Source organism: Pontibacillus halophilus JSM 076056 = DSM 19796, from assembly GCF_000425205.1.
In the GTDB taxonomy this organism is placed as follows: domain Bacteria; phylum Bacillota; class Bacilli; order Bacillales; family BH030062; genus Pontibacillus_A; species Pontibacillus_A halophilus.
Map to the genome: position 1 here is coordinate 1 of NZ_AULI01000031.1, position 12,952 is coordinate 12,952.

Sequence of the window (12,952 nt, forward strand, 5' to 3'; positions counted from 1 at the left end):
GCACCCGTTAATTAAATAGTGTAATATCCTTTATTTCTTTATCAACACGTATTGCTTATCTTCTAAAAAGAATGTTTCGCAAAGATGATTTATATCTTTTAACTTTAAATGTTTTCCGAATTGTAGCGTACTAAGGTTAATTACTACATCTTTACTGTCATCTTTTTCTTTTTCCTCATGTCCATCCCAACAAGAGTATATTTCAATGAAATCCCCTTCTAATAAATGTTCATCAATATAACTAAAAATTGATTTAATTGATTTACGTTGACCTGATGTATTGTTTGCGTGCAAGTATCCTTGCACTTCATATACAAAAGGCGTGGTGATTTTATTTCTTATAGGTTCATATCCAGTATCTAAGTCAAAAACATCAATTCCATTTGCATCTTCTTCTGTTTCATAAACCTTTACGAGCTTAGAACCGTTATTCTTCTTCAAATGTTTATCTAAACTAATTCCTTTTAGTTTCAATTCCGAAAGAGGTTTATATGTTGGGTTCCTACCAAAACTACCAATAGGAAGTTCTATATTTGCCCCAATAAAATGATGTAAAGTCATCTAAACACCCCTCTTCTTTATCCTTATTTTACCATAAAATAGTTAAATCCTTTGTTTAACATTACTGCCCCGTTAGTTGAATAAAGAAATTACCCTTATACAGTAAACTTAGATAATCTAAGTTGGTGTATCATAAGTTTCCACAATTGTAATTTAAGTTCCTTTAATTATCACATCATTCATTGTGCCTTCATTTCTTTAGTGATGGATGCTCTCTAATACTTGAAACCACCAAGCCCTAACTCCTTCTCTACTACATGCTTATAGGTTTCAAATTTCACCTTTACTACTACACCCTATCTTCACACTTTCTCTTTATGCATAAAACCCTATGGTAAAGTCTCTTTAATTGGTAAATATCACTAAATTTTTAGAAGTAGTAAAAAAGGTATTTTTACTAATAGAAATATAAAATCATTCACATATTATCAAAATTAGTTCCGTTGTCATTGCTTTCAAGGCCGAGAAAATGTAAGTAATATCAAAAAAGGCTAGCTTATTGGTTATAAGCTAGCCTTTCTCTATTCGCGTCTATACGTGACTCTCTTGTTCGATTTGGCTTAAGCGTGCCTGCACGTCTTCTTCACTCAAATTATACTCGTTCACATAACGGTTATTGTCGTGTGTGCGGCACTCGTGGCTGCAACTTCTCATATATTTGTGCTCATTTTCTTCGGTCATCATCATACGGCGGTCGCATTCAGGATTTCCACAGTTCACAAAGCGTTCACATGGCTCTCCTGTGAAGTAATCCTCACCAACAATCGTGTGTTCGACTTGGTTCACCGGAACTGTAAGACGTTCATCGAACACAAACATCTGTCCATCCCATAGTTCACCTTTCACTTCAGGATCCTTGCCGTATGTCGTAATTCCGCCTTTTAATTGCGCTACGTCGAACCCTTCCTTCATAAGCCAGCCGGAGAATTTCTCACATCGAATTCCACCTGTACAATAGGTGAGAACTTTCTTCCCTTCGAACATATGCTTATTCTCACGGACCCAATCAGGTAGCTCTTTGAACGTCTCAATATCCGGACGGATTGCGCCACGGAAATGACCCAGGTCGTATTCATAATCATTACGGGCATCTAAGATAATTGTATCTTCGCGCTGCATTTGTTCATACCATTCTTTCGGCTCTAAATGCTCCCCTGTAATGTCGTTTGGATTGTGATTGTCCTCAAGACGAAGCGTCACAAGCTCAGGACGGTGACGCACATGCATTTTCTTAAACGTATGACCTTCCGCAGCATCCACTTTAAATGGCATTTCTGCGAAACGTTCATCGTCATGCATGGCCTTCATATACGCTTCTGTTGCTTCAACGGTACCAGAAACGGTCCCGTTAATCCCTTCTTCTGCAACCAGCACACGCCCTAACAGGCCAAGCTCATTACAAAACGCTAAATGATCCTTCGCAAATTGCTCTGGGTCATCAATCGTTACATACTGATAATACAACAATACTTGATATTCTTTATTCTCCATTGTGTTCACCTCTAACTTTATATCTCCCAAATATAAATAATAAGGTATCCAAGGGTGTTCGCCTTACTAAATACACAATTCCATATTGTAATCACCTTTTGGGCAGAAATCAATGATTTGATAGGAAGGTTCTAGTTAATGTAGGCTGAGGCTTTGAAATTATTGTGGTTCTACCAGGATCAACGGCCACACTTGGCGTACTCTCCCATCATAACAACCCCTCTTCCATCCTCACACATAAAGAAAGGAAAGGATGGCGAACCATCCTTTCCTTCTCCATGCTTATACAGATTTAGCTTCAGGTTGTGTTTCTTCTTCTTCAGAAGTGGCTTTCGTGTCTTTCACAATCCCTTGTTCAATCGCCATAAGTTTGGCGACTTTAGGTGCTCCCCAAACTGGTGGCAGCAAGAGAATGGAGACGGGTACGGCCGTTACAACGATAAAGTTCTGCAGCGTTTGAATGCTGCTTTCTCCGATACTTAATAGTGAAGCCGCGATGAAACCGAATAATAGCGCCCAGAAAATACGTAACCAGCGAGATGGGTGAGCATCTCCTGTTAGGGTAACAGCTACTGAGTAGGACATTGAGTCGGCAGTTGTCGCCACGAAGATAATGGTTACAACTAGGAAGCCAGTAGCCATGACCATTCCAAGTGGAAGTTGTTCCATGATGGCCATCACGGCTGCCGGCATGCCGCTATCATTTAATGCGGTTGAGATGGCGCCTGGGTTCTTCATTTCGAAGAAAATCCCTGAGCCACCTACGGATGCGAACCAGAAGTTACTGACTAATGGTGCAATAATCGCAACGGCAAGAATTAATTCTCGGATCGATCTTCCGCGAGAGATACGGCTAATAAACATCGCCATTGCTGGTCCGAATCCAATGAACCAGCCCCAGAAGAAGATCGTCCAGTAACCTAACCACGATTGGTCTCCTCGATAAAGACTCATACGTACGAAGTTTTGAATTTGATACGCTTCTGCTCCGATAAAGGAATCAATGATAAATAAAGTTGGTCCTAGAATCAGCATGCCAAACATGAGGACGACTGCAAGTCCTACGTTTAAGCGGCTCATCAGTTGAATTCCTTTATCAACTCCTGATGCAGCTGAAATGGAAGCAATTGCGACTAGAAAAATGATGACAATCGATTCAGTCAAGATTGTATCTGGTACCCCAAATAGATATTCGAGTGCGTAGCCCACTTGCAGGCCAAGGAATCCAATTGGTCCTATTGTACCCGCTGCTACTGCAATAATAGACACAATGTCCGCTACTGAACCTATGACACTTTTTCGATTAAAGATCTTTTCTCCGAACATTGGATAAAGAATTGTACGAGGTTTCAATGGATATCCTTTATGATAGTGCGCATACATTAGTACAATCGTTGCGACTGTTCCAAGTGATGCCCAAGCTGTAAATCCCCAGTGGAAGAAGCTCTGCGCAAGACCTGGAATGACTGCATCGGCTTTCGACATGCCTTGTTCGTCAAGAAGTGGCGGGGTTGTAAGGTAGTGATACATCGGTTCTCCCGCTGCCCAGAACACCCCTCCTGCAGCTAGTAATGTACACAGAATCATCGATACCCATCGAAATAGGCTATATTCTGGTTTGTTCAGTTTTCCGAGATTAACTTTTCCATATTTTGATAATGCGAGTGCTATTCCTACTATAAACGTCGCTAGTAAGAGCACTTGCCAGAAAGCACCAAAGAATTTAACAGAAAAGTCGAACGAGCTCGTGATCCATTCTCCCATCAAAGATTTGTTAAATACAGACATGATTAGAAAAAGTACGAGAAATCCACCGCTGATGGCGAATGTGACCCAATCAATCTTCGTTCTCCTATTCGTTTCGTCGGTCATTATTTTCCTCCTAGTTTAGTTCCTATCGAACCTGGACAGGTTGTTAGTTATTTTTTTCGTTATAGGCTATGAAGTCGTTCGATAGTCGTATCAGATAGCATCCATCTCCTTATATTTCCGACCTTTTTTCACATAGTGCTAAATTATAGAGAACCGCACCATACACGTCAACCGATATGTAGTAGAGAGATTATGAGGATTAGAGAGGATAAGGAAGGATGAGCACCGTCATACCAAATGGTGAAAGAATGTGTCGCCCTCCTAAAAAAGGCATAAAAAAGAGGCACAGGACGCTCCTGCACCTCTCACGTGTGTTTATTTGGCAGTTGTATTTAATGTCACTTCAATATTCCCACGTGTTGCACGAGAGTATGGGCATACTTGGTGTGCTTTCTGTACAAGGTCCTCCGCCTCTTCTTGTGAAACACCTTCTACATCTACATTTAAGTTAACACCAAGACCGAATCCTTCGCCCTCTTTACCGATGCTCACTTGAGCGGTTACAGCTGTTTTAATTGCTTTCTTCGCTTGTGATGCAACAAGTTGTAGAGCGCTATCAAAGCAAGCAGAGTATCCTGCTGCGAATAGTTGTTCAGGGTTTGTTGCGCCTTCTTTCTCTTGACCGCCTAATGATTTCGGCATAGAAAGTTCAAAGTCGATTGTTCCGTCACTCGATGTAACGGTTCCTTTACGTCCACCTTGCGCTGTTGCTTCTGCTGTGTACAATGCTTTTTCCATGATACCCTCTCCTTTTTCTAATTAGGTTGTGCACAATTTAATTTACTACAACCTTTTAGGGATGTCAAAACAAAACGCTCCCTTAGACAATAGAATTGTCCCCTGTTCGAAAGTTTTGTATACTTGTTCCAGAAAAGGAGAGATTCCTAATGGCTGATGAACATTTACGTCTAGAGAATCAACTGTGTTTCTCCGTTTATGCGACTGCAAGAGAAATTACGAAGTTGTACCGTCCTCTATTAGAGGAGTTAAACGTTACGTACCCTCAATATTTAGTGTTGCTCGTCTTATGGGAAGAAGATCGCTTAACGGTCAAAGAATTAGGCCATCGTCTTTATCTTGATTCCGGAACGCTGACCCCAATGCTTAAGCGTATGGAACAAGCAGATTACCTTCAGCGCATTCGTTCTAAAGAAGATGAACGAGTGGTTGTGGTTACGTTGACAGAGAAAGGTCGCGCTGCACGGAAACAAGCGAACGATATTCCTCATTTATTGCTTGACCATATTGATGTTGACCCAGATGAATTGTCTCAAATGAAGGGAACGCTCATGAAAGTGTTGCAGTCGGTTCATGTGAAGAATGGAGATACGAAAGCATAGAAAGAGCCGCAGTTTACACTGCGGCTCTTTCATTGTGTGTTAGATTAAATTCTATTTCATACGGCAAGGTCCATATTCAAGATTCATTACTTCGCTAAGTCACGCCAAACTAATGCTTCCTTCTCTACTTGTTGAACGAATTCGTGCTTCCCTCTTATGTAACCATCCATATCATAAGGATATTTCTCGGCTAGCTGTCGCTTTAATGTTGAGTAGTCATGTTGGATGGTAGGATGCGCTGCGATGTAATCGCGGAAGGCTAAATGTCTTGTGATTTCAGCGCTTCCTTCTTCGTAGATGTGAACATGATGGGTTCGTCTTTCTTCATCCCCTTTTAGAAAGAAGCGTCGTCCAGGAAGTCCGTATTCCCCTCTTGCCACGTAGCCAAGTTCCTTCATTGAAGCGACTCGCGCGTCCACTTCTTCTATCTTTCTAACGACTGGGAGAAGATCGATAATTGGCTTTCCGGCTAAGCCAGGGATAGACGTACTGCCAATATGATGGATGGCTACTACCTGCTCGCCGAGCGCGCCCCTTATCTGCGCGGCTTCTTCATGGAACTTCTGCTTCCATTCTTCCTGATAAGCGTATACTTCTACCTTTCTCTTGTTACCTACACTAGACATTCTTTCCATTACTTGTTCCGCTCCCACATACTGTCCATCTTCCCATACTAACTTGTACACATCAGGCATCTTCAACGATTGCCAAAAGGAGTAGTGATACTGATTGTCAAAGTAATTCATCATTAACGTCATCAAGTTCCCGTGCGTCCCTACCACGATCGTTTGACCTTTATAACGTTCGAGCAGACCATTAAGTGCCTCGACCCCACGCAATTGGGCCTCAACATTTGACTCGTCCCCCTCCCATGAAAAGGTGTCATCTGCCCACACCGCTTCCATCGCTGCTTGGAAATCGTCTACAGCATTATAAGCGAGGCGTCGCTCTTTGAAGGCTTCCACCTCTAATATGCCAAGATTCCGCTGATGCGCAGTTCCTTCTATAGTTTCGATTGCACGGGAATAGGGGCTAGACACGACAACATCGACTGGGACTTCGGCAAACAAGCTCGTAATACGAGAAGCTTGCTCCCTTCCTTCCTGGGACAAAGGCCTTTCTCGTTCATCAGGGGTATAAATGGAGTGGGCATGGCGAACGAAATAGACGATGGTTTTCATTAGCTTCATTCCTCACATCTTTCTCTAATGTCTTTGACATAATGCCTCACGCCTTGATAAGAGACAGACGGGTATTGAAAGAAGGTTTCCAACTCTCTCATAAGCTCTTCCATTACAGAATACGCTTCAAATAATGCATCCCACTGTTCAGCATAATCAGCACCCGCGTATGTCCCTTTCACCTGCGACCATCTTTCTTTCGGAAGGAACCACTCTAAATATTTCCCTTCCTTCCCTACATTAACTTGAAATTGGTGCAGCGTCCCAACAAACCAACCGAGCATGCGATTCAACATAGCACGTACTGGTCCTTCCATCATCGCCTTGGCATAAGGAAGCTCTTTGCGGGCTAGCCCTTTGGCTACATACGTACTCACCCACCAGAATTCATTCACCGTCTGTTCATAGAATTTAGCACTTGGAGGTTGAACATAGTAACTTTCTTCTGATGGTTGTACTGAGGTTAGAAACTGCTCGTCTTTATCAAGCAGCACCTTCGTCAGCGAATCTTTAAGAAATCGTTCACTTGCTAAAGGAAGCGGTACCAGCGTTAAGTCAATGCGATTCCCATCCTCAAACAACATTAAATAAGAAAAAGGACGTTCTTCAGAAGGAACGTCCACTCCAAAGGTTTCTGGCATTTGAGTAATAATTCGTTCACCGAACACGTTAATCCAGTCGGTCGCTTCCAAGAAGGGAGGTAATTGATCTACGACAAACACGACATCATAGTCTTGGAATACATCACTCTTAACGTTCGGATTTACTCGGGATCCATTTAGCCACACCGCCCTAATTCGCTCGTCTTCAGCTCCCACATTCTTGATGAGTCCCATAACTTCTTCTTCTGTTCTCATGTCCATCCCCTTTACTATTGAAGCCCTTCTGTACGGTTCCCGCTTCCCAATTTCACAAATACAAGCGTCCAGTAGATTAATAGATAGAATGATCCTCCGAAGATAAGCAATGTCCATATTTCCCCTTGTTGCAATCCATAAGCTAAGTGTTGCATTTCATTCAACATTGGATCTCGGTCGATCGTGAAGAGGATATTTAGTAGAGGGATAAGAAGCGATAGTGCGCTCGCGAGTATTGAACTGTTAATGAGGATGCGACGTCTTATGCAATACAACGCCATTGCAAGTGTCAACGCAAACAATAAGTAATAGAAAATAAGAAAGACCGGTGAAACTGTTTCTGCCGGACCCATGTTTGCCACTCCTTTATTCGAAACTTTCGCACTATTTATTCTACACGATTGTGATTTGAAAGGAAAGCGCTTCATCTTTATCATCTAACCAGTTCTTTATACCCTCCATCCTTCCATATCCATCCTTTACGTCTGAACTCTCTAGAAAAGATTAACAAATCTTTATACTTACCGATATAGATTAGGAACATGGTACTAGAACACGAGCAAGAATGACATAAAGAATCGTAAATCGATCATTGAGTAACACCACCGTTGTGCAACTCATTGAACTCTAGGAGGAACTTCAGTTTATGAATGAAAACACCGCACGAACACAATTTGAACAAATCGCAACAAAACGATTAAGCTTCTTACTTATGAGTATGATCCTTCTTTCATACCCGATTATCTATGTCTTTCTAAGGTTGGAGTATGTTACATGGACTGGTCTATTGGTTTATGTCGTAACTGGACTTATTGCAGGAACTGGCATGTTCTTCACGTATCGATTAGCTAGCGACCAAAGCTACGCGAAATTCATTACAGTGAGCTTGTCTTACGTAATCTGTGCTTCGGTCATTTCAATCTTGCCGTCATCTTTATCATGGACAATTGCGTTTTTGTATCTTGGGTTGTCTCTGCTTTATTTAAACCGAACTATCATTCGTCTATCAGGTGCGTTAGGCATCATCATGTTAATTGGCTTAACAACGACTGGACTTGTACAAGTTGAAGGAATTTTCGACTTAACGATTATGTTTGTTGCCTATGCGATGACATGGAGTGCGACTTACTTTATCTGTGTATCAGGAGAAGGATTGATTCGCCAATCTCATACTTACGCAACAGAGGCGCAGCAACAATCTGATAGGGTAATTTCATTAATGGAACAAGCCAAATCTTCTACGCAACAACTTGCGGCAGGGACGACAACTCTTGAATCTTCTAGTCAGCTTATCGTCTCGTCCTCACAAGAAATCGGAGAAGCCATGAATGGAATTGCGAGTAGCTCTTCCATGCAGGCAGAGCGAACAGAACACGGCGTTGCACACATGAATCAGCTTTCACACTACCTTGAAGAGCATGATGTTCACTTAACGAAACTCGCAGAAGCCAATCAGTCTGCGAGTACACTTAAAGAAGAAGGTTCAAAGGAACTGATGCATTTAACTCAAAAGACTGAAACGAGCCATGCGTCCATTTCAGACATCCATGCAATGATTGGGACAACGAAAGAAAGCGCTGAAAAAATCCAACGAGCTAGCGCTCAAATTGACAACATTTCGAGTCAAACGAACCTACTCGCATTGAATGCCTCGATTGAAGCAGCTCGCGCCGGGGAAGCTGGCAAAGGATTCGCTGTCGTCGCAGATGAAATTCGTAAGCTCGCTGAACAATCGAGTCAGTTCAACCATGAAATTGCCTCTGTTATTCAACAACTGACCGAACAAGCATCAGGTGCTGTGGACGCCGTTCAGCACGTGCAGCAACTTGCTATTGAACAGAACACGAGTCTTGAATCCACCAACCGTTCATTTGAAGACATCTCTCAATCGCTCATGACGATGAATGCCATTATTCAAGATATTTCTGATGGTCGTGCTGCCATGTACGAGAAGAAGAATGACATCCTTGCCATTATGGAAGACTTGTCATCCACAGCCGAAGAAAATGCTGCTACAACTGAAGAAATCTTGGCAACCATTGCAGACCAGACTCAATCCATTGAAGCCATTTCACATGAGATCGGGTCCATTTCAACCGTTTCGAGGGAGATTGAAACGAAAATCCAATAGACATAAATTAACGAAACCTATCTACCAGGTTTCGTTTTTTCTTTCTAGGTCTAGCTCCCCTCTCCTATGAATACGTTAGAATAACGAATCTAGCATAGGAGGTCTCATATGAATAGAAGGAATATCCCATTATTATTCGGAGTGCTCGCGCTTATCGCCATCTACTCCCCTGTCTTCTCTCGCTTCACACCATTAGTAGGTTTAGCTCTAGCTTGGTTTGGATTTTCCTATAGCAAACGCTTGAGGAAGAATGTTGACCGCTCTGGAAGCTTGATTACCGTTGGCAAAGTCCTATGCTTGTTTGGAATTGTTGCGTCTATCTTCATGTTATTCTATTTCAATAGTTACGCTGAACCACAACAATCATTTGAAAGTTTCCTCCTTCATGATTAAACTAATATATAGTCGTTACATAAAAGGAGGCTTTTTCATGAGTTCTAAACAATTTTCTACAGTCATCAACTGCATGGATGGGAGAGTACAACTCCCTGTAAACACTTGGATGCAAGAACGATACGGTGCTCCATACGTGGATACCATCACAGAAGCAGGCCCAAATAACATTCTTGTAAATGGTACTGAAGCGCAGCTAGCTTCAATGAAAGAAAAAGTACGCATCTCCGTTGAAGCACACGGTTCTGAAGTATTAGCCATTGTTGGCCACCATGATTGTGCCGGTAACCCAGTGTCTCGTGAAATCCAAGAACAACAAATACGCGAGGGTATATCCATTGTCAAAGGTTGGGGATTCCCAATCACAGTGATTGGCTTATTTGTGAATGAGAATTGGGAAGTAGAAGAAGTGTAAAGATTAAAGTACAGAAGGTTGACTAATTGAGTCGACCTTCTTTTTAAGATCATGTTGATGCAAGAAGGAGATGATGGGGTTGTTAAAGAACATTTTCTTGCAGAAAGAAATATTATGATAACGAGAGCGTTCATTCCTCTATCAAATCTATAAAACACCCAATTCCTTTCATCGTGTGCTTGACCAAGTCTAATGAACGAGTGGTGTTAAAGTCGGTATACTCTAGCGAGTGATTGGCCCCTTCGATTACCGTGGTCTTCATATGTTCTTTCCTGTTGAGTTGGTCTAAGAAGCACTTATCATAATGTCGATCCTCTGTGCCCATAATCACATATACGGGATTCGTCAATCTCAGTAGAGACTCTTTGAATTGGTCTTTCAGCAACAAAGGAGTGAGAAGTACGTAGGAAGTTGGTCGTTGATCAATGAATCTCTCAGCATCTAGCACAAGAGGTAGTGTTCCTAGCGATTTGGCGACAAAGGTGATGGATGTGTAACGATTTGGTTGAATGAATTCGTTCATCACTTGTTCCACCTCGAGAGAAACCAACATAGGTGTGTCCTGCACCATTCCAACGATTTCTTCCTCATTGTAGTCGTAATGAACATGAATCACATCAAACCCCTTCTCCAACATAAGCATCGTGGAATAGTACATATAAGGACGGTCGTAAGAATAACTCCTCCCAGAAAGCATGATACAAATCTTAGAAGAATTATTCTTTATGTATGTAACTGAGAGTTCACCCCTACTGCTGGTGACACTATGGATAGATACGTTCATAACCTTCTCTCCTCTTCCCTTATTCTTCAATCGTCTTGCCTTAGTAGCTTTAGATTAACATGACGATAGTATTTTAATTTACTTACTAGCTAAGATTAACCTCCAATACAATAGGACTTGAAATCAAGATCACTCTGAGTAAATCTTTCACTAACACCCCCGTTACTACGATAAAGATAATTTTCTACTAGATATTATAGTTACGGTATGCTATACTAGCGTAGCGATGAGCTGAATTGCATAAGACGAGATTGACGCGCCTTTATGGCAAGGCACTAATGTGGAGTGCTGTCTCTCGCCGCAATACGCAAAGACGTCCTTTATAGGGCGTCTTTTATTTTTGGATAATATGCTGCTCTATCCGTTTCCCTGCGTTTATGTTCTAAAGGGCTAATGTTTTATTGAACACTCGCACCCTTTACAGGAAGACTTGATTTCGAGATATTTCAACTTAATTTTTTGAGTATCAACTTTCATCGACATTATACGATTGATCTCTAACTACTACAGTTTCAGGCGCAAATCGAATTAAGACATTATTAGGATCTTGATCTTTAAATCTACAATCCCAGTTATTTTCATTTGGACCTAAATATTTTGTAAATAAGCGTTTAGCTAAGCTAGAATCAAATGATTCTACAGTTGCTTTTCCTCTAAAGCCCGCGTGCAGTACTTTCCCTGTTCCAGGATCAAAATCCACAATACCTATAGCGCAACTAGGTTGTTCCTTAATCCGTAATGGAAATGTATCTCCAGGTGTTCCTATAATCCAAAGACATTTATCTTCCCATAAAAACCATACAGGCGAATCTCTAGGGCCTTCGGGTGAAGACGTCGATAGATGTGCAAACAAGGGTTTCTCTAAGAATTTATCCAAGTCAAAACTGCGTTCACCCTTTATTATCTCCATTTGTCATCCCCCTTTCTATTACAGTAAAGCCCTCGATCGTCAAAGACTTAATTCCAAGATATCGACGTTATAAGAACCCTTACACACTCATTATTAATGATAAATAATTTATAAAAGCAAGCCATGCAAAGGAGGCTATACTTAATGTAAGCACCGTAAGTGACAGATAAGGGTGATAGCCCGAATTTTGTCTTGATTTTACTAGGAAATATATTGCCCCCAATATACTTATAACAAATATCGACCCCAAGATAACATTCATTACATTAGACAGTCTGATTCCCAAATCAACCAGTACGTTAATTAAGTAAACCAGGTTAACAATTACTGATATAGCTAATAATGCTTTTTTCATAGTACCTCCTTATTTAATGTTAGTGTTTTGATTGATAAAGAAAGCCTATGTAATTCCAATTATTTCAAACAGGGTCAAGGAACTCAATCCTTTTCCATAAAAAAAGAGACTTATCTTTACTGCAGATAAGCCCACGTTTGTGGAGGTCTCAATTGCAAGATATATAGAAGTGTAATCTATCCAATTGGAAATATTATATAGCTAATATACTTGCCAATTGTACTCCAAGTGGAATTGAAGCCCACGTGATAAGGATTGATAGAAACAAATACATCCCGGATTTTTCACTTCTATAAATCAGCAACCCTAGTAGGAACCCTAATGGAATGTCAACACTAAACTAGACAGTTTAATTAAGGTGCTTCGATTTGAATTCTATTGGACTTAGGTAACCGAGGGTACTGTGGGTTCGTATCCGATTGAACCAGTTGACGTAGTCAAATAATTCAAGACTTAGGCTCTCTTCACTCTCGAAGGCAGCTTTTTTGACGAACTCTACTTTAATACATTTGAAGGTCGCTTCGGCTACCGCATTGTCGTAAGGCATCCCTTTTAAGCTTAGGGAACGCTTAATGTCAAAGGCTGCTAAGGCTTCATCAATGAGCTTATTTCTAAATTCACTACCACGATCCGTGTGAAAGACTTGAACGTTATTTAAGTCA

The 12,952-nt window shown here is 41.2% G+C and carries 14 protein-coding genes and 1 pseudogene; 4 read left to right on the forward strand and 11 right to left on the reverse strand.

The window, feature by feature from the left end; all coding sequences use genetic code 11:
* Nucleotides 1-30 precede the first annotated feature (30 nt).
* From H513_RS0117480 to H513_RS0117495, 4 genes are all read right to left on the reverse strand, one after another.
* Nucleotides 31-561 carry a hypothetical protein gene (locus tag H513_RS0117480; RefSeq protein WP_026801876.1) on the reverse strand — a complete coding sequence of 177 codons (531 nt, stop codon included), beginning with the start codon at nt 559-561 and terminating at the stop codon, nt 31-33.
* A 531-nt stretch (nt 562-1,092) separates the two neighbouring features.
* Nucleotides 1,093-2,052, reverse strand: coding sequence for an oxygen-dependent tRNA uridine(34) hydroxylase TrhO (gene trhO, locus H513_RS0117485; protein ID WP_026801877.1), 960 nt, complete (start codon nt 2,050-2,052; stop codon nt 1,093-1,095).
* A 282-nt stretch (nt 2,053-2,334) separates the two neighbouring features.
* The gene (locus H513_RS0117490; RefSeq protein ID WP_026801878.1) at nt 2,335-3,924 is read right to left on the reverse strand and encodes a BCCT family transporter; all 1,590 of its coding nucleotides are present in this window, start codon (nt 3,922-3,924) and stop codon (nt 2,335-2,337) included.
* Nucleotides 3,925-4,239: 315 nt separating this feature from the next.
* Nucleotides 4,240-4,662, reverse strand: a complete 423-nt coding sequence (locus H513_RS0117495; protein ID WP_026801879.1) for an organic hydroperoxide resistance protein — start codon at nt 4,660-4,662, stop codon at nt 4,240-4,242.
* Between the two features lie 149 nt (nt 4,663-4,811).
* Between H513_RS0117495 and H513_RS0117500 the strand changes: the two genes are divergently transcribed.
* Nucleotides 4,812-5,264, forward strand: a complete 453-nt coding sequence (locus H513_RS0117500; RefSeq protein WP_026801880.1) for a MarR family winged helix-turn-helix transcriptional regulator — start codon at nt 4,812-4,814, stop codon at nt 5,262-5,264.
* Between the two features lie 86 nt (nt 5,265-5,350).
* On the opposite strand, the gene H513_RS21740 is transcribed toward H513_RS0117500, so the two are convergent.
* From H513_RS21740 to H513_RS21845, 4 genes and pseudogenes are all read right to left on the reverse strand, one after another.
* Nucleotides 5,351-5,899, reverse strand: coding sequence for a GrpB family protein (locus H513_RS21740; RefSeq protein ID WP_330981699.1), 549 nt, complete (start codon nt 5,897-5,899; stop codon nt 5,351-5,353).
* Nucleotides 5,894-6,445 (reverse strand): annotated as a pseudogene (locus tag H513_RS21745) (histidine phosphatase family protein); the annotation flags it as partial. The pseudogene H513_RS21745 and the gene H513_RS21740, both read right to left, overlap by 6 nt.
* Before the next feature lie 5 nt (nt 6,446-6,450).
* Nucleotides 6,451-7,302 (reverse strand): aminoglycoside 6-adenylyltransferase, encoded by an 852-nt coding sequence (locus H513_RS0117510; RefSeq protein ID WP_026801881.1) that lies wholly within the window; start codon nt 7,300-7,302, stop codon nt 6,451-6,453.
* 14 nt (nt 7,303-7,316) lie between these two features.
* The gene (locus H513_RS21845) at nt 7,317-7,655 is read right to left on the reverse strand and encodes a hypothetical protein (RefSeq protein WP_026801882.1); all 339 of its coding nucleotides are present in this window, start codon (nt 7,653-7,655) and stop codon (nt 7,317-7,319) included.
* A 293-nt stretch (nt 7,656-7,948) separates the two neighbouring features.
* Here H513_RS21845 and H513_RS0117520 point away from each other — a divergent pair, with 293 nt between their 5' ends.
* From H513_RS0117520 to H513_RS0117530, 3 genes are all read left to right on the forward strand, one after another.
* Nucleotides 7,949-9,433: a methyl-accepting chemotaxis protein gene (locus H513_RS0117520; RefSeq protein WP_026801883.1), complete on the forward strand. Its 1,485-nt coding sequence runs from the start codon at nt 7,949-7,951 to the stop codon at nt 9,431-9,433.
* A 108-nt stretch (nt 9,434-9,541) separates the two neighbouring features.
* On the forward strand, nt 9,542-9,826 hold the full coding sequence (locus tag H513_RS0117525) for a hypothetical protein (protein ID WP_026801884.1): 285 nt from the start codon (nt 9,542-9,544) through the stop codon (nt 9,824-9,826).
* Between the two features lie 37 nt (nt 9,827-9,863).
* The gene (locus tag H513_RS0117530; protein WP_026801885.1) at nt 9,864-10,241 is read left to right on the forward strand and encodes a carbonic anhydrase; all 378 of its coding nucleotides are present in this window, start codon (nt 9,864-9,866) and stop codon (nt 10,239-10,241) included.
* 130 nt (nt 10,242-10,371) lie between these two features.
* On the opposite strand, the gene H513_RS0117535 is transcribed toward H513_RS0117530, so the two are convergent.
* From H513_RS0117535 to H513_RS0117550, 3 genes are all read right to left on the reverse strand, one after another.
* Entirely contained in the window at nt 10,372-11,025 is a 654-nt protein-coding gene (locus tag H513_RS0117535; protein ID WP_026801886.1) for an alpha/beta hydrolase, read from the reverse strand.
* Nucleotides 11,026-11,491: 466 nt separating this feature from the next.
* The gene (locus H513_RS0117540; RefSeq protein WP_026801887.1) at nt 11,492-11,935 is read right to left on the reverse strand and encodes a pyridoxamine 5'-phosphate oxidase family protein; all 444 of its coding nucleotides are present in this window, start codon (nt 11,933-11,935) and stop codon (nt 11,492-11,494) included.
* Between the two features lie 704 nt (nt 11,936-12,639).
* The coding region (locus H513_RS0117550) for an IS3 family transposase (protein WP_026801817.1) at nt 12,640-12,952 on the reverse strand (313 nt) is incomplete at its 5' end.

Excerpts from the sequence above, each read along its gene's own strand:
- H513_RS0117480 (WP_026801876.1), bottom strand. The coding sequence starts at position 561 with ATGACTTTACATCATTTTATTGGGGCAAATATAGAACTTCCTATTGGT.
- trhO (WP_026801877.1), bottom strand. The coding sequence starts at position 2,052 with ATGGAGAATAAAGAATATCAAGTATTGTTGTATTATCAGTATGTAACG.
- H513_RS0117490 (WP_026801878.1), bottom strand. The coding sequence starts at position 3,924 with ATGACCGACGAAACGAATAGGAGAACGAAGATTGATTGGGTCACATTC.
- H513_RS0117495 (WP_026801879.1), bottom strand. The coding sequence starts at position 4,662 with ATGGAAAAAGCATTGTACACAGCAGAAGCAACAGCGCAAGGTGGACGT.
- H513_RS0117500 (WP_026801880.1), top strand. The coding sequence starts at position 4,812 with ATGGCTGATGAACATTTACGTCTAGAGAATCAACTGTGTTTCTCCGTT.
- H513_RS21740 (WP_330981699.1), bottom strand. The coding sequence starts at position 5,899 with ATGGAAAGAATGTCTAGTGTAGGTAACAAGAGAAAGGTAGAAGTATAC.
- H513_RS0117510 (WP_026801881.1), bottom strand. The coding sequence starts at position 7,302 with ATGAGAACAGAAGAAGAAGTTATGGGACTCATCAAGAATGTGGGAGCT.
- H513_RS21845 (WP_026801882.1), bottom strand. The coding sequence starts at position 7,655 with ATGGGTCCGGCAGAAACAGTTTCACCGGTCTTTCTTATTTTCTATTAC.
- H513_RS0117520 (WP_026801883.1), top strand. The coding sequence starts at position 7,949 with ATGAATGAAAACACCGCACGAACACAATTTGAACAAATCGCAACAAAA.
- H513_RS0117525 (WP_026801884.1), top strand. The coding sequence starts at position 9,542 with ATGAATAGAAGGAATATCCCATTATTATTCGGAGTGCTCGCGCTTATC.
- H513_RS0117530 (WP_026801885.1), top strand. The coding sequence starts at position 9,864 with ATGAGTTCTAAACAATTTTCTACAGTCATCAACTGCATGGATGGGAGA.
- H513_RS0117535 (WP_026801886.1), bottom strand. The coding sequence starts at position 11,025 with ATGAACGTATCTATCCATAGTGTCACCAGCAGTAGGGGTGAACTCTCA.
- H513_RS0117540 (WP_026801887.1), bottom strand. The coding sequence starts at position 11,935 with ATGGAGATAATAAAGGGTGAACGCAGTTTTGACTTGGATAAATTCTTA.